The following is a 23462-nucleotide window of genomic DNA, read 5'->3' as shown; positions in this document are numbered from 1 at the left end:
GTTATTTAGTCTTTTCTTCGATCCACTTACGTGCATTTACGAAAGCTTCCATCCATGGAGTTACCTGATCGCTGTGTACGCGGTCGGCAGGATAATTGGCGTTTTGCCATGGGAAGATGGCACGCTCCAGGTGAGGCATCATTGCCAGATGGCGGCCGTCTGTGCTGGCCAAGGCAGCTATCGAATAATCGGAACCGTTCGGGTTGCCCGGATATTCGTCGTAGGAGTATTTGGCTACTACGTTGTATTGGTCTTCATCGTATGGCAGAGAGAATTTTCCTTCTCCGTGTGCTACCCAGATACCCAGTTTGCTGCCGCTCAGTGAGCCGAACATAACGCTGCGGTTGGTAGGGATAGTGACACCGATGAAGGTCGATTCGAACTTATGTGATTCATTGTGCAGCATTTTTCCTTTCTTCTCGTGTTCCGGATTTACCAATCCCAGCTCCATCATCAACTGACAACCATTACAAATACCCAATGACAGTGTGTCTTCACGTGCGTAGAACTTATCGAGTGCCTCTTTTGCTCTTGGATTGAACAAGAAACCTCCGGCCCATCCCTTGGCAGAACCCAATACATCTGAGTTAGAGAACCCTCCGCAGTAAACGATCATATTTACATCTTCCAGTGTTTCGCGTCCGCTGATAAGGTCGGTCATGGTGACATCCTTCACGTCGAAACCTGCCAGATAGAGCGAGTATGCCATTTCACGTTCGCCATTCGTACCTTTTTCACGGATGATGGCGGCACGTATACCGCTCGGAGTACGACGTTCCGGAGTGATGCCGTATTGAGACAGTTTGCCTTTGAAGCCCGGCATGAATGCGAATTCAAGCGGTTGCATCTTGTAGTTCTCAAAACGTTTCTTGGCGCATCCGTTCATTGACTGTTTGCGGTCGAGCAGGTAAGAAGAAGAATACCACACATCACGCATATAGTCTATACCGAATTGGTAAGTAGCACCGTCCTTGTTTACCAGAATATGACGTTCGTCCGTCGGTTTACCCAACTTGATGAAGCCTACGCCGGCATCTTCGAGGATTTTCTTCACTTCGTCTTTGTGCTTGTCGCTGATCTGGATAACGATACCCGGGTTTTCGGCAAACAGAATCTTCACGATATCCGTTTCCTTCATCTTGTCAAGTTCGATTTCCAGGCCACCTTCTACGTTGGCAAAGCACATTTCAAGCAGCGTAGTGATCAGACCACCTGCCGAAATGTCGTGTCCGGCAAGAATCAGTCCTTTGTTCACCAACTCCTGTACTGCCAGGAAAGCGTCGCGGAAGTATTCGGCATCCTGTACACAAGGCACTTCGTCACCTACCTTACCCAATGACTGCGCAAATGCCGAGCCGCCCAGTTTCAGGCTGTCGAAACTGAAGTCGATATGGTAGAGTGTAGTTTTGGCATTGTTGACAAGGACGGGAGAAACCACTTTCTTCACGTCCGAAACCTCACCGCCGGCTGATACGATTACCGTTCCCGGAGAAACTACTTTCTCTCCATTCGGATACTTCTGAGTCATAGACAAAGAATCCTTTCCGGTCGGAACATTGATCTGCAATGCACAGCAGAAATCGCTCAGTGCTTTAACGGCTGTATACAAACGGGCGTCTTCCCCTTCCTGAGAGCGGCAAGGCCACATCCAGTTGGCGGAAAGTGATACGCTATCCAAACCTTCGGTCAGCGGAGCCCATACCAGATTGGTCAGCGCTTCGGATACGGAAAGGATGGAACCTGCTGCCGGATCGGCCAGTGCGGCCTGCGGAGCATGTCCGATAGAAGTAGCGATACCTTTCTCGCCACGATAGTCGAGCGCAACGACACCACAGTCGCTCAAGGGCAACTGGATTTCTCCCTGGCACTGCTGGCGGGCTACTTTACCCGTAACCGAACGGTCCACCTTATTAGTCAGCCAGTCTTTACAAGCCACGGCTTCCAATTGCAACACCTGCGTCAGATATTCGTGAAGTTTGGATGTTTCATATTCCGGCATTGTATAGTGACGTTCTACGGTCTTGTCTATCATGTAAGTTTTGGGAGAAGAACCGAACATCTGGTCTACAGCCAGGTCGAACGGACGGACACCGTCGGCTTGCTGGAAAGCAAAACGATGATCTCCGGTCGTTTCACCTACCACGTACATCGGAGCGCGTTCACGTTCGGCAATTTGGCGTACGTGTTCGATGGCTTCTTCTTTAATAAGGAGTCCCATGCGTTCCTGGCTTTCGTTTGCTATAATTTCTTTGGCCGACAGAGTCTTGTCACCGATAGGCAGCTTACTCATGTCAATAAGTCCACCGCACTCTTCCACCAGTTCGGAGAGGCAGTTTACGTGTCCGGCCGAACCGTGGTCATGGATAGATACTACCGGATTTTCGTCCTCTTCGCAAAGGGCACGAACCACATTGTTGGCGCGTTTCTGCATTTCCGCGTTGGCGCGCTGTACGGCATTCAGTTCGATACCGCTGCTGTAACGGCCTGTATCTACCGACGAAACCGAACCGCCGCCCAATCCGATACGGTAATTGTCACCGCCGATCACTACTACTTTGTTTCCGGCTTCCGGCTGTCCTTTCAGGCAGTCGCGTTGTGTGCCGTAACCTACGCCTCCGGCAAGCATGATTACTTTGTCGTAACCATAAGTTTCATTGTTTTCCGTATGTTCAAAAGTCAGTACCGAACCGCAGATCAATGGTTGGCCGAACTTGTTGCCGAAGTCACTCGCTCCGTTGGAAGCTTTGATCAGGATCTGTTCCGGAGTCTGGTATAACCATTTGCGTACCGGCAGGATTTCTTCCCATTCGCGTCCTTCTTCCGTGCGTGGATAAGAAGTCATGTAAACGGCTGTTCCGGCAATCGGCCATGAGCCTTTACCCCCGCCCATACGGTCGCGGATCTCTCCTCCTGTGCCTGTCGATGCACCGTTGAAAGGTTCTACTGTGGTGGGGAAGTTATGGGTTTCCGCTTTCAGAGAAATGACGCTTTTGATATCTTTTATCTGGAAGAAATCGGGCTTAGAGTGGTCTGCCGGAGCAAATTGCTCAACTACCGGACCTTCAGCAAAAGCCACGTTGTCTTTGTAAGCTGAGATGATTTTGTTCGGATTCTCCTGAGTAGTCTTTTTAATCATCTGGAAGAGGGACGATTCCTGCTCTACGCCGTCGATGATAAATGTTCCGCCAAAGATTTTGTGACGGCAGTGTTCCGAGTTGATTTGTGCGAATCCGAAAACTTCCGAGTCAGTCAGGCGGCGTCCAAGATCCGATTCTACCTTTTTCAGGTAGTCCATTTCTTCTTTTGACAGGGCGAGACCTTCTTTTTCATTGTAGGCTTCCAGATCGTCGATATAGATAATGGCTTCCGGTTGGCGGTTGGTCGTGAATACGTTTTGGTCGAGACCTTTGTACATGCGTTGCAGCATTGGGTCATAGTCGGCATTTTCATCTTTTACAGGGAAATACTCCTCAATACGGCTGATACCTTCGAGTCCCATGTTCTGGGTGATTTCTACTGCGTTGGTACTCCATGGAGTAATCATCTCACGTCGTGGCCCAACAAAGCAGCCTTGCAGGTTTTCTTCACTTTCCGGCACGGCTTCACCAAAAAGCCAGCAGAGTTTGTTGTTGTCGTTCGCGTTAAGTTCATGGTTGCTCTCTACGGCAATCACGCTCTTGGAAGGGGTTCTGAAAAAAAGAATCATGTGTGTATATACGATTTTGTTTTCTTTGCGTGCAAAGATAAGCAAATTCGTTGGTGGTGAGAAAGAAATGCAATAAAAAAACTTCAGCCTGTCACAGTCAAGGGGGGAATGACCGGGCAGGCTGAAAAATAAATCAAACAAATACCTATCTGAATAATAGGATTGGGGTATGAAATGTTTAATGGTTTATTCTATTGCTTGAGATGAATCGAGATCTTTAAACCAGTTTTCGTTGTACTCTTCCGGACCGTCCATTGAGAAATTCGGATTAGTGATCCAGCTTCTGAACTTGCTGTAAACTTTCATGATATCTGTTTTTTCGCGTGGATGTGCAAGCTTAACAGGCACTTTGATACCCCACACGAAATTGTCGGTACTGCAATATTTGATGTCACTGCGCATATTGTTTCCGGCTTCACCGGCATACGAACCACTGTAATAAGCTGTCGGTTCGTAACCTCTCAGGTGAATTTCACGTCCTCCGTTCTTTTCTTTCTGGAGGAAAAAGTTCTGATTTTCTGAGGTTGCCGCCGTCCATAATGCCTTTGCTTTATCTAAGCTTCCGAAGCAGTTCATCTTTAATTTGTATTTAATCGTTACCAGGTCATTGGCTGCTATCTGATGGTCAGCTTCGGTATTATAGAATGTTCCGCCGTTATTCTGTTTCCGTAATTGATCGGTGCCGGTGAATATGAAGATAGCAGGAGCGTCTTCTCCGGGATTCTGAAGTTCCATCTTAACAAGGTCGTTCCCGTTTATTTCGACCACTTCGTCGATATATTTGGCAGATGTTTGGTCCAATTGCAGTCCCAGGCGATAAGGCAGATAGCCTCCCATTGCACGGAAAGTGATTTCAAATTCAATTCCGTCTGCCTCATAAGAATCTTTGCTTCCGTTGCTGCCGTCAAAGAAGATCGCTTGCGTGTGATAATAGATAACGAAATCATTGAAATCATAATCTCCCATTTCGGGCCAGTTATCTTCCATCATCAGGGTTGCCGTTTCTCCTTTTGCGGGATACCATTGATATCTGTATGCACCCTCTCCTCCGTTTGTGTCAAATTCACTCACGTTTTCCGGCAGTTTGACCAAGGTCTCTGCACGTGTAGAAGCCGTATTGAGGGGGATGTTCATCATTTCTTTCCCTTTGCTTGTAGCATACTGTACGTATAATGCCCGGTCTGCCTTGGCTACATCCAGGCGGATGTTTTTGGCAACTTCGGATACAGGCAGTTCTGTCAGTAAACTTGCGTCGGTGCATGATTCGTCGGTATAAATCGCCACTCGTGTTGCCACGGGCGAAGTAATGGAGAGATTGACACTCCTTGTAGTGGTCCAGTCCGCGTCATCCGATATGACCAGGTCTGTCGTTTTTTCCGGTTCTTTGGGTTGTGAGAGGTCTTTGTCATCCTCAACACATGCTGTTAAAGCAAGTGTTGCTCCCAGTAGGGTGTACATCATCCAATGCGTTGTTTTCATTATTTTTGTGATTAGGATTATTTACTTGTTCGTTTGTGACTGCAAATATACAATGAAAAGTTGTATATTGTGTTACTTTATGTCTGATTTTTATATAAAATGTTGATTTTCTATGTGTGCTTATGGTTGGAATAGTCAACTTTTGGCGGAATAGAGGCTGCGTATATACGAAACAGAGGCTCTATTCACCTGGAATAGAGCCTCTGTCTGTATAAAATAGAGCTTTCGTTTATTCGCTGATAACCTTTCTGTATTCTGCCACTGCCATTTTCTCTGCCAGGTAAGCATTAATCAGGCTGGTATGTGCCTGTGTCCACGAAAGTTGTGCCGAGAGTACGTCGACCATATTTGCTTTTCCTTCGTTGTAGGAGAAGGTGATCAGGTCCAGGTTTTCTTCTGCCAGCTCTTTATTTTCTTTGGCTGTCTTCACCTGCTCTTCCGTTTCCTGCAGCTTGGTCAGTGCGGCAGCCAGTTCCTGGTTGATCTGGTCTACTACGTAGCTTTGCTGCAACTTCTGTATACCCGTGTAGGCTTTCTGTTGCCGGTTGGTCTTGAACCTGGCTCCCCAGCGTAGCACGGGGATATTTACGCTCATGCCTACGATGGGGGTAAACTTCACGTCATATCCCATGTTGGGAGAAGCGGTGGCCCATCCGCCGGTGACGTACATGCTTACTTGCGGATTGTACTGGCTCAGGGCTGCCTTGCGTTGGGCTTCGCTTTTCTGGATGTTGACTTCTGTGCTGGCAAAATCGGCACGGCGTTGCAGCACGTCGTCCAGTGGGAGCAAGGTGACAGGCGGACACACGACACCGATGGAGCAAAGGCTGTCTACGGGAGCGTTGGGTTCTTCTCCCATCAGGATATTGAGTTTCTGTAGAGCCAGTGTATAATTCTGGCGTGCGCTGATGTATTGAAGTTCGGCTTCCTTACGGCGTGTCGAAATCATCAGCAGGTCGGTGCGGCTGATAGCGCCGTCTTTAAAACGGTCCTGAATGATTTCATATTGTTTCTCTACGATTTCCTGATATTGTGCCGAAGCGTCGAGCATGGCACGGGCTGAAGAGGCGTTCCAATAAAAGGCGTCACTCTGATAGTGAATCTGGTCGCGTGTCAGCTCTTCGCTCAGCTGATCGAGTTTTTCGTCAGCTTGGGCTATACGGTTCTGGGCTTGCAGGGCGCCGCCTGTATAGAGTGGCTGCGACACGACGAATACCCCTTGATAAGTGTGGTTGCGGTATTGTCCGGCCGGTCCGTCCCAGGAGTCCATCTCTTTCAGGTTCAGTGTTCCCTCGGCGGAGATGTCCACTTTGGGCAGGAATCCTGTAAAGGCTATTTTCCGTGCGTCCGTGCTTGCCATTGATTTCAGATGCTGCTGTTTCAACACCTGGCTGTAGGCCTCCACACGCTCACGGTATGTCTCACGGCTCAGATGCGGGACTTGAGCCTGCACTTGTGTGCAGAGTCCCAATGCAAACAGAAGTATAAGTTTATTCTTCATCATATACTTTTAAATTTTAGTTCATTTCTTTATCCCTTAATCCTGTGGATGGCGCAATAAGCTACCGGAAGCACAAACAGTGTCAGTGCCGAAGCCACAAGCAGTCCGCCCATGATGGTAGCCGCCATTCCGCCAAACATGGCATCGAACAGCAACGGGAGCATACCTAAGATTGTCGTACCCGAAGCCATGGCTACCGGTACGATACGGCTTATCGTTGCTTTGATCACAGCTTTACGCGGATCGAGTCCCGATTGATTTTCGATATCGATCTGATCCACCAGCACAATCGCGTTTTTGATATTCATACCGATCAGTCCCAATAAACCGAGAATAGCGAAGAAGTCGAATGACTTGCCCAGCAGTAACAATCCCAATACGATACCGATGAATATCAGCGGCAGCATCAGCAAGATTACTGTCGGCTTGCGATAGGTCTTGAATAACAACAACAAGGTGGTAAACATCAGGAAGAAGGTTAGTGGCAGATTTTTTGCCAAAGCTTCGTTCGATTCCACTTGACTCTCCTGTTCACCAAAATATTTCAAAGTATAGCCTTCCGGAATCTTGATATCCTTCTGTACCTGAGACCATATCTGGTTGAAAGCCGCAATGGCGTTCACTCCCCGTCGCGGGTCACATTGCGCCATCATCACCAACTGCCGGTTATAGTCTTTCACGTTTGAGAAGCGATATCGGAAATCGAATTCCGACACTACCTGTTCCAAGCTGGTGGTTTCGGGGCCATTACCGAATACAGGTAACGTACGCAGGTCGTTAATGCGGAAGGAGTCTGCTACGCTATTGCCTTTCAGCAAAATAGGCAGTACCTGGTCTCCTTCGCGGAACTCGCCCAATGTCATACCGTTCGTCCCGATTTGGATGCTTTGTGCCATGCCTTGACGGGATACTCCCAGTGGCTGTGCCCGTTCCGGACTGTATATTGGTTTCCAGATAGGAATTTTATTTCCCCAAGAGTTGCGTATATTAATAAGGTCAGGATTGCAGTGCATGATTTCCAATGCTTGGTTGGTCAGTGCCACCAGTGTATCCACATTGGGACCGATGAAGCCGATCTCGATGGCTGCATCCACAGCCGGCGACAACTTGAATAGGCTGGTACGGGTGATGGCATTCGGAAAGTTGGCTTTCATGTAACCGTCGAACTGTTCTTCATACTCTTTGGTATACTTGCTGTCGTTCAGCTCTACCAGCACGTTGGCGAAATTCGGTTTCGGACCGACTGAGGTCGATGCCAGATAGTAACGCAGCGGAGTGCTTCCGAAAGTGATTGATACTTTCTTTACTTCCGGCAGTTTCAGCAAGTGAGCTTCTACTTTTTTCATTTCCCGGGCCACATCGTTTACTCCATATCCATCCGGATAGAACACGTCGGCACGGAAGTAAGGCTTGTCCAGTGATGGGAAGAAGTTTTGCGGCATCATTCCCATTACTACCAAAGAGATGATAAAGAGTACGATCATCGATCCCAGTGTCACGATTTTCCGCCGGATCAGGACACTCAGTATCTTTTCGAATTTGTGATAGAACGGTTTGTCGTATGGATCTTTGCCTGCATTTTTGGCTTTGGCCTTGAGGATAAAGTTTCCGAATACGGTGGTTTGTGTCAGCGCCAGTACCCAACTTAACCCCAGTGAAATGGCCAGTACGACAAAGAGCGGCTTCACGATTTCGGCTACGGACGAAGGTGCCAGATATAGTGGCAGGAACGAACAGATGGCAATAAATGTGGCACCCAGCAGTCCCCATTGCGGGCCGGTGGCTCCGTCAATCAATGCTTTCCGACGGTCCACACCGCGAGCAATGGCTATTTGGGCGTTGTCCGTCACCACGATGGCATTGTCTACCAGCATACCCATGGCAATGATAAATCCCGCAAGTGACGTTCGGTTGAGTCCTACCCCCATGAATGACATGATAAGTAGTGTACCTCCGATGGAAAAAACCAGCGAAGTGCCGATCAATACTCCGGCGCGCATTCCCATCACCAGCATGATGATGACAATAACGATCAGTATAGATTCTATTAGGTTGATTATAAACCCATTATTGGCCTCTTTGGCTATGACGTTTTCGAGATAAAGACTCTCCAGATTCAGTCCCACGGGCATCAGGGGGAGGAGTTCGGCCAGTTTCTTGTCTACCATTTCTCCCGTCAGCACCACGTCCCGTTGCGGGTCGGTCGATACACCGATACCGATGGCGCGTTTGCCATTGACACGCATGATGGTGCCCGGCGGGTCCATGTATCCTTTCTCTATCACAGCGATGTCTCCCAGTTTTACCTGTCCGGCCCGGGTAGTGATGATCTGGTTCCGGATGTCGTCCACTGTGGTATACATGCCGTTGGCCACCACGCGCAGCTGTTGTTCGCCGGCTGTAATCTCTCCGGTGTTAATAATCTGGTTTTGCGATTGCAACAGGCCGGCCAGTTGTTTGGGATCGATGCCCATACCCGCCAGCTTGTTCACGGAGATAAAGATGTTTACCACTTCGGTCTGTGTGCCGAAGAGTGCGACTTTCATTACTCCGTCGGCAGTGACTACCTGTGTTTTGATACGTTCGGCCCAGTCTCTCATCTCTTCATAGCTGAATCCGTCATCAGCCGTCAGGCCATAATAGATTCCGAACACATCGCCGAAGTCGTCCGATACTGTCGGTACCGAAGAGCCGTTGGGCAACTGTGGCTGTATGTTGAGAACTTTGCGCCGCAGTTCGTCCCATTTCTGAGGAATGGAAGATGCGGGTAGTGACGGGAGCAGTTCGAACGTGATTTTGGAAATGCCGTACATGGATTCGGACTTGATTTTGTATACTCCGCTCATGCTTTGTATTTCGCGGGAGATGGGTTCGGTGATCAGCCGTTCCACTTCGGCAGGCTCGGCACCCGGATAGCGCGTCATGATGACGGCCGATTTGATGACAAAAGGAGCATCCTCTTTCTTTCCCAGACTGCTGAAGGAGAAGACTCCTCCGATTAGCAATACGGCTAGAAAGAAGTAGATTACTTTGGTATTGTCTAATGAATATTTGGCTAAATTCATGATTGTATATGGTTTTGAGTTTGATTCACCACGGAGGACACAGAGTTTTAATCTCTTGTTTATAGGATTATTTTAAGAGAAAATCTTCTCTGTGTCCTCCGTGGTGAATCGTATTCATTTCTATTGAGTGAAGGGGTACTTTTATTTCAGTTCCTTTACCGTTTCACCTTCTACCAGTTGTGTTACGCCGGCTATTATTACCGTTTCCCCTGCTTTCAATCCTTTTGAGATGAAAGCCTGTGCATCTCCCATAGGAGAGTAAACGGTCACCTCACGACGGTTCACTTGATTTCCGTTCAATACCCAAACATAGGTTTTATTACCTTCGCTTTCACCGAATACAGCACTCAGAGGCACTACCGTCATGGTCTCTTCCAGAAACGGACCTACATCGGCCGAGAAGCGGATGCTGCACGTAAAGCCCGGTTTAACTTCGTACAGAGCATGGTCGAAAGCCGGATCATCAATCGTGATGGTCACCGGGATACCGGTACCATCTGTCGATATGTCGAGATACTCCTCCAGTTTGGCGTTGAAGATGTGTCCGCGGTAGGTGTCGAATTCTACACGGAAACGCTGGTCTTTGGAGCGGAGCAGGTAAAGGTAAGCGTCAGGGATAGTGAATTTGATACGTAGTTTTTTGGTGTTCACCAGCTGTACAATACCTTCTCCCGAGTTCACGCGTTGATAGTTCTCTACCAACCGCTTCTCGATCGAACCATCGAAGGGAGCTGTCAACTTGGTATCTCGCATATTATTGCTCGAAAGTTCGTAGGCCGATTTCTTCTGTTGAAAAGTCGATACACTGATTTCATATTCCTGTACTGAGATAGCTTGCCGTGCCAATAATCGTTTGTTACGTTCCACTTGGGCAGCAGCAGTTTCGTAAGCCGATTTGTCTGCTACATACTGCAAGGCAAGGTCGCGCGGATCGATAGCCGCAATCAGTTGTCCTTTTTTGACCCGTTGTCCTTCTACTACCGGGAGATTAATGATCTGTCCGCTCACGCGAAAAGCCAGTTTCACATAATCTACAGCTTCTACAATGCCCGAGAAGTCTTTTCTGATTTCCGACCGGGACTCTACCCTGGCTGTCTTTACGGGGCGTACTGTTGTCACACTGTCTTCTTTCTTTTGTCCACAAGCCGTCAGTAGAATGAGGGCTGCAAGGATACATCCATAGTTTTTTCTCATATTTCCCATTGATTAAGAGTCTGTTTAGTCTCATTTTGAGGGGGCAAAGATATGAAACTGAAAAACTATAAACAGTTTTCCGGTTTGATAATTTAATATTATTAACAACCTGAGGCGGGTGTGGCGAGACTTGGTAACGATGAACGGAAACTTACCACAGAGGACACAGAGTAACACAGAGCAGAAATTAAGTTGATTAATAATCTGTACTTAACAGACCTGTGTAATCTGTGGTGAAAGAGATTAAAAACTCTGTGAGACTCTGTGTCCTCTGTGGTGAGCCCTCGTTCATCGTTGAAAACCGTTGATCGTTTATTTCTGCCTCGGTACAGTCAAATCTTTACCCTTTTTCAGGTTATAAACAACTTCGGAGATACGGATGTTCAACTCATATCCTTCTAAAAGAGAGATTTTTATCACCTGTTTTTCTACTTTCATCTGCAGGGTGCATCCACGGAAATTTACTTTGAATGTATAGCTGTCCCATGCTTGGGGGATGATGGGGGTGAAGTCGAGCTGTCCGTCCAGTATTTTCATTCCTGCAAATCCGCGTACAATAACCTGCCAACTTCCCGCCATGCTTGTGATGTGTAGCCCTTGGTGTACTTCATTATTATAGTCGTCCAGATCCAAGCGTGTAGCATGCAGGAAGAGGCGGTAAGCTTCCTCCGTGTCTCCTATCCAGGCGGCCAGAATGGCGTGAACAAAAGGTGACAGGGACGATTCGTGTACAGTACGAGGTTCGTAGAATCGGAAGTTGCGGAGAATTGTTTCACGGTCAAAGTTTTCGTAATATAGGAATAGTCCTAACAGCACGTCGCTCTGCTTGATGTAGCACGAGCGCAGGATACGGTCCCATGACCACCATTGGTTGATTGGTCGTTCGTTTGCCGGGATGTCGTCCACCGTGGTCAGTTCTTTGTCCGGATAGCCGTCATCCTGTACAAAGATCCCCCGTTGTTCATCCCAGGAGAGATACATTTCATCAATGATTTTCTGCCAGCGCGAAGTCTCTTCGGCATAATTGAAATTGGTGACACGGCGCACCCGTGCATACTCATCCGGAAATTCGTGAGCCACCATCTCAATACTGTCTATGGTGCTTTGCAGGCATTGCACGCAGGAGAAGTTAGTGTACCAGTTGTTATTGACGTTGTTTTCGTATTCATTAGGTCCTGTCACTCCCAGCAGGACATATTTCTGCCGTGCCTGCGAGTAGGACACTCGCTGACTCCAAAACCGGCAGATGGCAATCATCACTTCCAGTCCGTAGCGGGCAATATACTCTTTGTTGCCTGTCACCTTGGCATACTGCATGATGGCATATACTATGATGTTGTTGCGGTGTATCTCTTCGAAAGTGATTTCCCATTCATTGTGACATTCTTCACCGTGGATGGTTACCATCGGATAGAGTGCCGCTCCGTTGGTAAATCCCAGTTTACGTGCGTTTTCGATGGCTTTGGGTAACTGGTTGTAGCGGTAAAGCAATAGCTTGCGGCACACTTCTCTCGGGGTGGACAATAAGAAGTAGGGTACACAGCACAATTCTGTGTTCCATTGCGTGTTGCCGCCGTATTTTTCTCCTGTGAATCCTTTCGGACCGATATTCAGCCGCACATCATCCCCCTGATAACTTTGGTTTAGTTGGAAGATATTGAACCGTATGCCCTGTTGTGCTTCCGGATCTCCTTTGATCTCTACATCCGTCTCTTCCCAGATTTTTGCCCACCGTTCCTTGTGGGCTACCGTCAGTGATTCCCAGCCGTGCTCCTTGGCTGCTTTGGCTTCGTTCACTGCACGCTCTACCAACTCCTGTCGGTCACATTGCAGTGACGACACGATGGCGGTATACTTGATAAGAGTCACCTTCTCGCCGGGCTTCACGTCTGCTCCGGCACTGAATCCAGTCAGTTTTTCTTTTTCTATCTTGATGGGGCTGACGCTTATTTGTTTGCTGTTCCTGAAAAACTGATACGTCAGTGCGCAGCAGATTTGTGAATCTTCCCGCCGGGTCTGTGTCCAAAGGTAAGCGTATTCGTTGGTAGTTTCGGCGCGTAGGATGTTCCACATCTTTTCATCAAAATTGGCGCTTTCGTGCTTCACGTCACCGTTTAGATAAGGTACCAGCGAGATCTTGCCTTCATAATTCACAGATGTCACACTGTACTTTATCAGACACAGGTTTTGGTTGTCTATGCTGTTGATGTGCTCTACGTGGACTTCCAATGTACTGCCTTTGGGTGATGTCACTCGGAAGTCACGGTATGAGATTCCCGCCTTCATGTCCAGTCTGCGTTCATAGCTTTCCACATCCCAATGTGCCAAATCCAGCTCCTCGTCGATCAGTCGCACATAAATGCCACTCCAGTCCGGAGTGTTTGGTATGCGTGAAAAGAATCTCGGGTAACCGTTTTTCCACCATCCCACACGGGTGCGGTCCAGAAAAGTGATTCCTGCCACGTAAGACCCCTTCAGGGAGTCGCTGCTGTAGGATTCTTCAAAATTGCCCCGCTGTCCGAAACGTCCATTACCGAGACTGAATATACTTTCCGAAGCGCGAAGGTTGTCAGCGTGGAAACCTTCTTCTATGATGTTCCATTCGTCTACCTTGAGGAATTTTTTCATGGTCATTGAGATTGTGTTTTTTAGATCGGCACCCAAGATACAAAAAAAACTTTGATGTACAATCATTGTGTGTCAAAAGTCTTTTTTTATCGTGGAAGACACAGAGTATTTATGTCGATTATCAATGACTTGAAATGCGTTTTGTGTTACTTTGTGATAAATTCTGACACTTTTTAAGGATTCATTGCGTTGATTCTCAATGTTCCGAGTATGGCAGTAGTCACGCCTGGATGACGGATGCCAATGGAGACAAGATACGTACCACCGGTGATGAAGGTGATAAGGCAATTTCCCCGACTTTGAAAACCGGGTCGGAATTGGGGGACGGGTACAAGGCGGACGCTGTGTATCTTTCGGTAGATGGCGGCGGGACATGGACGAAAGTATCCGGCGATAACGGAACTAATGGAACTGACGGGGTTGACGGAACCAACGGAACCGATGGAAAAGACGCTGTTTTTGCGGGCATGGACAATTCGGACCCGGACTACGTCGTGTTCATTCTGTCTGATAACACTCCGGACGATCTGACGGACAACCCCACTTTGCGCATCCCTAAGTATATCGCGCTGGGACTGGATTTCTTTTCGGGGACCACTCCCATAAACCTGAGCCGGGCCATCGCCATGGACGAGATGGACGGAATCACCTATCAAATAAAGGGAGATGCCGGTAAAGTGCGTGTATCGCTGTTCAGGCAAACCAATGACGGATGGCTTGTGACTGTTGACGAGACAAACAGGAAGATCGACGCCACCGCCATCACCGGAAAGAATGACGTGACGCTGATGGCTACGGACAATGCGGGACACAACACCTTCTATGTACTGAGCCTGACGAAGAACGCCGAAAATGACGGTACGGCAGCCAAACCCTACCGGATCAGGAACAAAGCGGACCTGATGGGGCTGGCCTACAGTGTGAACCGGGGCGATGCGTACAGCGGCAGGCATTTCAGGCTTGAAGCGGACATCGACCTGAACGGGACCCGCTGGACGCCTGTCGGAGGGGAAGACGGTTCGGCCGGCTTCAGCGGTGTGCTGGACGGACAGGATCATACGGTGTCGAACCTGAAAATAGAAAAAGCGGATGTCTTTGGTTACTATGGTTTAGTGGGCTATGCTGTGTCGGCGGAGATAAAGAATATCCGGATTGAATCTCCGAAATTCGAGGTGCTTCAAAGGGGGTATATAGGCGGACTGATCGGAGCAGCCCGGAGCAGTACGGTTACCGGTTGTCAGGTGACGGATATAGAAGTGAATGGTGAGAACTGTTGGAAGATCGGCGGCCTGATAGGAGTGACGGAAAACAGTGACATAGAATCTTGCACGGTGCTTGGCGGAGAAATTATCGGACAGAATGATGTAGGCGGACTGATAGGCGAAGTCAATGCAGGCACCGTTCTTCATAGCAAGGCTGCCTGCGCTGTGACTGCCGAAGATGCTGTGGGCGGATTGATAGGTATGGCCCAGCAAGTCGGTACCATTACGGACTGTTCTGCCACGGGCAATGTAATTCTGACCGGTGTGCGAGGATCCTATGCCGGTGGGTTGATAGGGGGGAACTCCGGTAATTTTAGCGCGCAGACGATTATGGCCTGTTATGCTACCGGAACGGTTACTTCCGATGGAAACGGCAGAGTTAACCTGGGAGGGTTGATAGGGCTCAATGGCATGAATGGCGCTATACAAAGCATTGTGCTGTGTTACGCCACGGGGGACGTGTCGTCCGCTACCAATAATCGGGAGAATTGTTTGGGCGGACTTATCGGCGCTTCACAGCAGCAATCTACGCAATCTATACAGGCTTGTTACGCTACGGGAACCGTCGGCACGACCGGCAGCTATGGTGATAATGTAGGCGGACTGTTCGGGCGATATGACCTCTACGATGGAGCAGCCCGAATGACCGGGTGCTATACCACTTGCAATAAAGGAACTTATGGATTTGGGACCGGGTCTGATGAAACCGATTTGACGCTGACCGATGTGGAAATTATCGCGGGTCCTGTTACCGATAAGGTCAGTGATATGAACCGGGCGGCAGAGAGGTATCCTTATCAGTATGACGCGAACGGTAAGATCATCTTTATGGAGTGACAGGCGAGGTTGAGTGACCGGAAGAGGGGATGTGTCAGAACCCTTTTCACCACGGAGTAACACAGAGTATCACAGAGTCTTTTTATTAATAATCAACAACTTTAAATCGCCTCTGTGTTACTCTGTGTCCTCTGTGGTGGATTTCGACACACACTCCTCTCTCCGGCTTACTTTTCGTGATGCACCACCGTCTCTTTGATGAAATAGACGCAAACGGCTCCCACGATCAGCAGTACGCCCGCCAATACCAGCATGTTCACCTGATGTCCGCCGACAAGGTGGAGGATGCCTCCGCCGACGAGTGCCGCTACAATTTGCGGAACGCAGATTGTCCCGTTGAACAATCCCAGGTAAGCACCCATGTTCTTGCCCGAAACAGAATTGGTCAGGATGGTGAACGGCAGGGCGAGCATGGCTGCCCAGGCGCATCCGATCAGCAGGTAGGAGGCAAACAGCAGGTATTCGTTGTGGAAGAAGAGGGTGGATATAAATCCGGCGCCACCCAGCACGAGGCTCAGTGCATAGGCCTGCTTGCGTGCCTTGAACAGGGGGAGCACCACTGCCCAGATGACCGAGCCGATGGCCTGTACGGCAAACAGGACACCTACCCAGTTGCCCGCTTCCTGATAGCCTGCGCTCTGCACGTCGGTGGTGTCCCATACGGTGGCTGCGATGGCACCGTTGGTATACGTCCACATGTACATGAAGGCCGCCCAGCAGAAGAACTGTACCAGGCCTACCGTCCAGAATACTTTCGGGGCATGCTTCAGCAGAGAGATGAAGTCGGTTTTCTCTTTCTTTTCGTCGGCTGTGATACCGTGGAATTCTTCAAACTCTTTCGGGGGCATCTCTTTCACTTTTACCGTGGTGTAGATGACGCACAGGATCAGGATGGCGGCACCGATGTAGAACGAGTAAATCACCGAATCGGGTACCGTCCCCTTGCCCGCCGTATTGCTGATGCCGATAAACGTGAAGATGAACGGGAACAGATAACCTACCAGGCTGCCGGCATTGCATAGGAAGCTCTGGATGGAGTAGGCCAGTCCCTTCTGTTTCTCGTTTACCATGTCGCCCACCAGCATTTTGAAAGGCTGCATGGCCATGTTGATCGAAGTATCGAGGAACATCAGCGACACCAGTCCGAAGGTCATCGCCGTGCCCACTGCCATGCCGAAACTGCCTGCATTGGGCAGCAGGCACATCACGAGCACCGCGATCAGCGAACCTACAAAAAGGTAAGGGATGCGCCGCCCGAAGCGTGTCCAGGTTTTGTCGCTTGCCGAACCGATGATGGGCTGTACGATGATTCCCGCTAACGGAGGGAGTATCCAGAAATAGCTCAGACTGTGCGGATCGGCGCCTAATGTAGCAAATATGCGGCTGATGTTGGCGCTTTGCAGTGCGTATGCAATCTGTACGCCGAAAAAACCAAAGCTGATGTTCCACAGCTTCCAAAAACTTAAGTCAGGTTTTACTTTCATGATATTTATGATAAATGATTTCGTTAGAAATGGATTCACCACGGAGGACACAGAGGGCACAGAGAAGATTTTCTCTTAAAATAATCCGACAAACAAGAGATTAAAACTCTGTGTCCTCCGTGTCCTCTGTGGTGAACCCGGTTTATTTCGTTGTTCCTCGTACCACCAGGTTGGTCCGCACGATTTTGTTGCTGCTTTTTCCTTCATCGTTTCCCTCCAGTTTTTCTATCAGCAGCCTGATGGCACTTTTGCCTACCTCCTCGCCGTGCTGCTCTACCGTGGTCAGTTTCGGGTCTGTGCTTTGGGCAATGGCTCCGTCTGTGAACCCGCAGATGGACACTTCGTCCGGCACTTTCCGTCCCACCAGTTTGCAGGAATAGAGGATGCCCGATGCCGTTTCGTCGTTGATGGCAAAGAAACCGTCCGGACGGTCGGGGCCTTCCAGCAGGGCGGGAGTAATGGCAATTGCTTTTTCGCGGGTATCACACAGCTTGATCATACTCTGGTCTACCGGAATCCGGTACTTCTTCATGGCATCCAGATAACCGTTCCGCCGGTTCTTGGAGATTTCGAGGTGAGGGGCGGCGCTGTAAAAAAAGATGCGTTTGCATCCGGTCTGTATCATATACTCCACCGCCGCAAACGAGCCCGCGTAATCGTCCACCACCACCCGTTCGGTATTGATTCCGGTACAGATACGGTCGTAAAACACGATGGGGATATTATTGTCCAGCAACTCCTGGTAATGGTCGTATCGAGAGGTGTCTTTGGCCAGGGAAGTGATGACCCCGCAAACCCGTGCCGCGAGAAAAGAGTGGACGATTTTCACTTCCCGTTCATACTCTTCGTTGCTCTGTGCCACCAGGATGTTGTATCCGGCTTTTGCCGCCGTCTCCTCGATGCCGCTCAGCACACACGAAAAAAAGTGGTGCACGAGTTGTGGAATGATGACCCCGATGGTGTTGGAACGGCTCGTTCGCAGGTTCAGTGCCAATACATTAGGCTTATAATTATGTTCGCGCGCGTACTTATGTATAGCGTCCCTTGTTTCCTGGCTGATGTCGGGATTGTCCTTCAAGGCCCTCGATACGGTGGAGGGGGAGACTCCCAGTTCGCGGGCGATGTCTTTGATTGTGATTTGCGGTTTATTCATGGTTGATTGGTTTTGAAATTCACCACAGAGGACACAGAGGGCACAGAGTTTTTTTTTAGACATAAGAACCAAAGGACATACTATCCTTTATTTGTTTATCTGTTCTTTTGTCTGAAAACAAATAGAGCGCAGCTGATTAACCTCTGTGAAACTCTGTGTCCCTCTGTGGTGAACTCGATTCGTTTTTCACCCAAAGGTAAATGATTTTATATAAAAACAAAACCAATGTATTTACGGATTTGTTTAATATGATACAAAAATAGTGTAAAGGAGGCTAAAAAGTTCGGTGACAATGTGCTATAACCCCGCTTTTACGGTGCAATCGTTTGCGTAGTTGCGGGAGCGGATTTGTCGGACATTAAATAAGTGGCTGTCGCTTAATATACTATTTTTGCTACGTAATCAAGAACAGGAATGGAGTCGTTCATTCTCTATGTAAAGTTTAGAAATCATATTAATATTTATATTGTTAACTTTAATTTTTAAATGCATGAAGCAAGTTAATCTTAGAATCTGTCGTATGATTCTGCCCCTGTTGTTTGGGCTATTCTTGTCATTGAGCGCTTATGCACAGCAAGTCTCTGTCAAGGGACATGTGAAAGATTCAACGGGTGAACCCGTAATCGGCGCAAATGTGGTTGTGAAGGATAATTCTTCTATCGGTACGATTACCGATCTGAACGGAAACTTTGTTCTGAGTGTTCCTCAACATTCTACCCTTGTGATTTCTTTCATCGGTTACAAGCCGGTTGAAGTGAAAGCTGCTCCCAGTGTGGCGGTGACCCTCCAAGATGATGCGGTGATGCTTCAGGAAGCGGTGGTGATCGGTTATGGTACCGTGAAGAAGAATGACGTGACCGGTTCGGTGATGGCAATCGATGCGGACAAGATGGTAAAAGGTATGGCTACTTCGGCTTCCGACCTGTTGGTGGGTAAGGCCGCAGGTGTCAGCGTGATTACCGACGGCGGCGCTCCGGGAGCCGGGGCTACGATCCGTGTGCGCGGAGGTTCGTCCATGTCGGCCAGCAACGATCCGCTGATCGTTATTGACGGAGTGCCTGTCGATAATACCGAAATCAAAGGTATGGGCAATCCGCTCTCTACCGTCCACCCCAATGACATCGAGACGTTTACGATTCTGAAAGATGCCTCTGCTACTGCTATTTACGGTTCGCGTGCCTCCAATGGTGTTATCATCATTACCACCAAGAAGGGACAGTCGGGACGCGTGAAGGTGGACTACAGCGGCACGTTCTCTATCAGTACGAAGTCGAATACGGTCGATGTGATGAAGGCAGACGATTTCCGTAATTTCGTGATCGAGAAGTTTGGCGAGAATAGTCTTCAGGCCAATGCTTTGGGCAAAACTTCTACCGATTGGCAAGACGAAATATTCCGTACGGCTTTCAGCACCGACCATAATGTAAGTGTGTCCGGAGCCGTTCCGCATATGCCTTATCGTGTGTCTGTGGCGTATACAAACGAAAACGGTATCCTGAAGACTTCGAACATGCAACGTCTGACAGGTGCCATTAACCTGAACCCCAACTTCTTCGACAAGAAGCTCAACATCCAGCTGAATGTGAAGGGAGTGTACAACAAGAACCGTTTTGCCGACCGTGCAGCTATCGGTCTGGCTACCCAGTATGACCCCACACAGCCTGTCTATATGGAAGGCAACCCTTACGGAAACGGATACTTTATGTATATGAAGCAGGAGGGAGACAAGATTTCTCCGATTGATATCGGTCTGGCCAACCCTGTTGCCATGCTTGAAGAGAAAGATGATAAATCGACCGTTTACCGCAGTATCGGCAACGCGCAGATCGATTATAAATTCCACTTCTTGCCCGAACTGCGCGCTAACCTGAATTTAGGTTATGACGTATCGAAGAGTAAGGGTGACGTGATTATCGCCGACAATTCACCGTTGAGTTACTGTACAGGTAACTTCAAAAGCGGTTTTGGTGAAAACAGTCATTATACACAGTTGAAACGCAATACTTTACTTGATTTCTACCTGAACTATGCCAATACGTTCGGAGTTAATTACATCGATGTCATGGCAGGTTACTCCTGGCAACATTTCTATAATTCGACTACCAACTCTTATCCTTATTCGGCTGCTTATGCAGAGAAGACTGGGGAAGAATTTTATAAGAGAGGAGATGATTATGCGAGCGAAAGCTATCTGGTTTCTTTCTTCGGGCGTCTCAACTATACATTGTTGAACCGTTATCTGGTGACATTTACCCTGCGTAATGATGGTTCTTCACGTTTCAGCCCGGACAACCGCTGGGGATTGTTCCCGTCCGTAGCACTGGCGTGGAAACTGAACGAGGAGTCATTCCTGAAGAATGTGAACGCTATCTCGGACCTGAAGCTGCGTTTGGGCTATGGTGTGACCGGACAGCAGAACCTGGGTAACGGAGACTATCCGTATATGGCCCGCTATATGTACTCCAAGGCAGGTGCCAACTATTATTTCGGTGACACCGAATACTCTCTGATTGCTCCGCAACCTTACGATCAGAACCTGAAGTGGGAAGAAACCACTACCTGGAACGTAGGTATCGATTATGGTTTCCTGAATGGACGCATCACGGGTACAATCGACTATTACTTCCGTAAAACGAAGGACTTGCTGAACACCGTTACGGCTCCTGCCGGAACCAACTTCAGCAATCAACTGCTGACCAATGTAGGTACATTGGAGAACAAGGGTTTTGAATTCAGCATCAATGCCCATGCCGTTTCAACCAAAGACTGGAACTGGAACATCGGCTACAACATCTCTTACAATAAGAACAAGATCACCAAGATGACCTTCAACGACGACCCCAACTATGCCGGTGTCATCCATGGCGGTATCGACGGTGGTACAGGATACAACGCCCTGATCCACCGGGTAGGCGAGGCATTCAACTCCTTCTACGTGTTCGAGCAGATTTACGGTCCCGACGGTAAACCTATCGAAGGTGCTTATGTAGACCAGAATGGCGATAACCAGATTAACGACGCCGACCTGATCTGCTTCAAGAAAGCTGCTCCCGACGTGTTCATGGGGCTGACCTCACAACTTTCTTATAAAAACTGGGACTTTTCATTTGCTTTGCGCGGCAGCTTTGGTAACTATGTTTACAACAACGTACAGTCCAACCGTGAAGCATACGAAGGTGCCAATATGTATGACCAGACCGGATTCCTGAAGAACCGTCTGACCTCTGCCCGCAGCACCGACTTCAAGAACGCTCAATACCGTTCGAGCTATTACGTTCAGAATGCTTCGTTCGTGCGTATGGACAACATCTCTTTAGGATATACGTTCAACAAGCTCTTCAATGATAAACAGAGTGCACGCGTATATGCTACGGTACAGAATCCGTTTGTCATCACTAAGTACAAGGGACTGGATCCGGAAATCAGTGGTGAAGGAATCGATAACAACATCTATCCTCGCCCCCGTGTATTCATGATTGGCCTTAATCTCAATTTTTAAATCTGTAAAACATGAAAACAATAAAATTTAAATATCTTCTTCCCTGTGCATTGCTGGGAATGATGTTAGGAGTAGCGTCTTGTGTGAACGACCTCGATACGGTTCCACTGGACAAAGACGAATTGGTTTCCGACGTTGTTTTCGGGAACGAGCCTTTAGCCTATGAACAGAGCCTTGCTAAGATTTATGCGGGTATGGCCATCGGTGGTAACAGCGGAGGTGACTCCGATCAGGATGTGGTAGGTATCGACGGCGGTAGCCAGGCTTCCTTCCTCCGTGTATTGTGGAATATGCAGGATCTGCCTTCGGACATCGCACACTGTGCATGGAACGACCCCGGTATCCCTGAATTCAACCACATCTCCTGGGGTGCATCCAGTCCGTGGATCAAGGGTTCATATTACCGCCTGTTCTATCAGATCAACGTAGCCAACGCCTATCTGCGCGAAACGACCGAAGATAAACTGGATGCCCGCGGTTGCGACGCTTCACTGAAAGCCTCGATCAAGACATGGCGTGCCGAAGCCCGTTTCCTGCGTGCATTGAGCTATGAGTATGCGCTCGATTTGTATCGCAATGTACCGTTTGTAGACGAAAACAGCCCGATCGGAAGCATTCCGCCGAAGCAGATCATGGCTGCCGACCTGTTCAACTGGATCGAGAAAGAACTGACTGAGTGTGTGGAAGATATGTCGGAACCGACAGTGGGATACAGCCAGGACTACGGACATGCCAACAAGGCTGCCGCATGGGCACTCTTGTCACGCTTGTACCTCAATGCGGAGACTTACGTCGGCCTGAACAAATACACCGAATGTATCACGTATGCAAAGAAAGTGATCGAAACGGGCTATCAGTTGGAACCTGTTTATGTGGATATGTTCAAGGCAGACAATCACTTGTCTAACGAAATGATCTTCCCTGTACGCTATGAAGGCGACCAGACGATGACCTGGGGTGGTATGACCGCCTTCTTATGTTGGGGGGCTACGGCAACTCAGGATGAAGTCAACGCCAAAGGAGCATGGCAGGGTGTGAGGGCAAAATCTTCACTCTACAACCTGTTCCTTAAAGAGAGCAGCAGCGATGCGGATACCCGTAAGGCAATGCTTCGTACCGATCTGACGACCAGTATTGAAATTATTGACGAAAATACATTCCAGAATAATGGTATTCCTGTTACCAAATATTTCAACGTGAATAAGGATGGAACGCTGCCTCCTTCTAAGGAAGCTTACGTTGACTTCCCGCTCTTCCGTCTGGGTGAGATCTACCTGACGTATGCGGAAGCTGTGCTCAGAGGCGGTCAGGGTGGCGACAGAGCTACTGCTCTCCGTTATGTGAACGATCTGCGTAAAAGAGCTTACAGTGATAAAACGCTGGCTCCTATCTCCGATTCCGATTTGACATTGAACTTCATCATTGACGAGCGGGGACGTGAATTCTTTTTCGAAGGACAACGCCGTACAGACCTGGTACGTTTCGGACTGTTTACTACTGCCGGTTATGTATGGCCCTGGAAGGGCGGTGCAGCCAAAGGTAAGGCTGTAGAGAGCTTCTACAACGTGTTCCCGATTCCGTCAGACGATATCGGTTCTAACACGAATCTCAAGCAGAATGAAGGATACTAAAATCGAATGACCATTAAAAACAA

Annotated in this window: 11 protein-coding genes; 3 read left to right on the top strand and 8 right to left on the bottom strand. The window is 48.7% G+C overall.

Going from position 1 to position 23462, the window contains the following annotated elements:
• Position 1 precedes the first annotated feature (1 nt).
• The 6 genes from purL to FDF36_RS06605 all read right to left on the bottom strand — a co-directional run bounded on the left by purL (position 2) and on the right by FDF36_RS06605 (position 13573).
• Positions 2-3706 carry a phosphoribosylformylglycinamidine synthase gene (gene purL / locus FDF36_RS06630; protein WP_220390790.1) on the bottom strand — a complete coding sequence of 1235 codons (3705 nt, stop codon included), beginning with the start codon at positions 3704-3706 and terminating at the stop codon, positions 2-4.
• A 186-nt stretch (positions 3707-3892) separates the two neighbouring features.
• Entirely contained in the window at positions 3893-5185 is a 1293-nt protein-coding gene (locus FDF36_RS06625; RefSeq protein ID WP_220390789.1) for an LruC domain-containing protein, read from the bottom strand.
• Positions 5186-5414: 229 nt separating this feature from the next.
• Positions 5415-6689, bottom strand: a complete 1275-nt coding sequence (locus tag FDF36_RS06620; protein ID WP_220390788.1) for a TolC family protein — start codon at positions 6687-6689, stop codon at positions 5415-5417.
• A gap of 26 nt (positions 6690-6715) precedes the next feature.
• Complete coding sequence (locus FDF36_RS06615; RefSeq protein WP_220390787.1) at positions 6716-9751, bottom strand: efflux RND transporter permease subunit; 3036 nt, start codon at positions 9749-9751, stop codon at positions 6716-6718.
• A gap of 141 nt (positions 9752-9892) precedes the next feature.
• Positions 9893-10945 (bottom strand): efflux RND transporter periplasmic adaptor subunit, encoded by a 1053-nt coding sequence (locus tag FDF36_RS06610; RefSeq protein ID WP_220390786.1) that lies wholly within the window; start codon positions 10943-10945, stop codon positions 9893-9895.
• Between the two features lie 312 nt (positions 10946-11257).
• Entirely contained in the window at positions 11258-13573 is a 2316-nt protein-coding gene (locus FDF36_RS06605) for a family 65 glycosyl hydrolase domain-containing protein (protein ID WP_220390891.1), read from the bottom strand.
• A 230-nt stretch (positions 13574-13803) separates the two neighbouring features.
• Between FDF36_RS06605 and FDF36_RS06600 the strand changes: the two genes are divergently transcribed.
• On the top strand, positions 13804-15672 hold the full coding sequence (locus tag FDF36_RS06600; RefSeq protein ID WP_259281383.1) for a GLUG motif-containing protein: 1869 nt from the start codon (positions 13804-13806) through the stop codon (positions 15670-15672).
• Between the two features lie 167 nt (positions 15673-15839).
• On the opposite strand, the gene FDF36_RS06595 is transcribed toward FDF36_RS06600, so the two are convergent.
• Both FDF36_RS06595 and FDF36_RS06590 read right to left on the bottom strand, forming a co-directional pair.
• The gene (locus tag FDF36_RS06595; RefSeq protein ID WP_220390785.1) at positions 15840-17156 is read right to left on the bottom strand and encodes an SLC45 family MFS transporter; all 1317 of its coding nucleotides are present in this window, start codon (positions 17154-17156) and stop codon (positions 15840-15842) included.
• A gap of 142 nt (positions 17157-17298) precedes the next feature.
• Positions 17299-18309 (bottom strand): LacI family DNA-binding transcriptional regulator, encoded by a 1011-nt coding sequence (locus FDF36_RS06590; protein ID WP_220390784.1) that lies wholly within the window; start codon positions 18307-18309, stop codon positions 17299-17301.
• Between the two features lie 490 nt (positions 18310-18799).
• On the opposite strand from FDF36_RS06590, the gene FDF36_RS06585 reads away from it, so the two are divergent.
• Both FDF36_RS06585 and FDF36_RS06580 read left to right on the top strand, forming a co-directional pair.
• Positions 18800-21808 carry a SusC/RagA family TonB-linked outer membrane protein gene (locus FDF36_RS06585; protein ID WP_220390783.1) on the top strand — a complete coding sequence of 1003 codons (3009 nt, stop codon included), beginning with the start codon at positions 18800-18802 and terminating at the stop codon, positions 21806-21808.
• Positions 21809-21819: 11 nt separating this feature from the next.
• A complete protein-coding gene (locus tag FDF36_RS06580) occupies positions 21820-23439 on the top strand; it encodes a RagB/SusD family nutrient uptake outer membrane protein (RefSeq protein ID WP_220390782.1) in 1620 nt (539 codons plus the stop codon).
• Positions 23440-23462: the final 23 nt, after the last annotated feature.

The sequence above is a fragment of the Bacteroides fragilis genome, from assembly GCF_019583405.1.
Lineage (GTDB): Bacteria > Bacteroidota > Bacteroidia > Bacteroidales > Bacteroidaceae > Bacteroides > Bacteroides fragilis_B.
The sequence above is the reverse complement of the archived record's forward strand: the minus strand, read 5'-3'. Positions and strand labels throughout refer to the sequence as shown.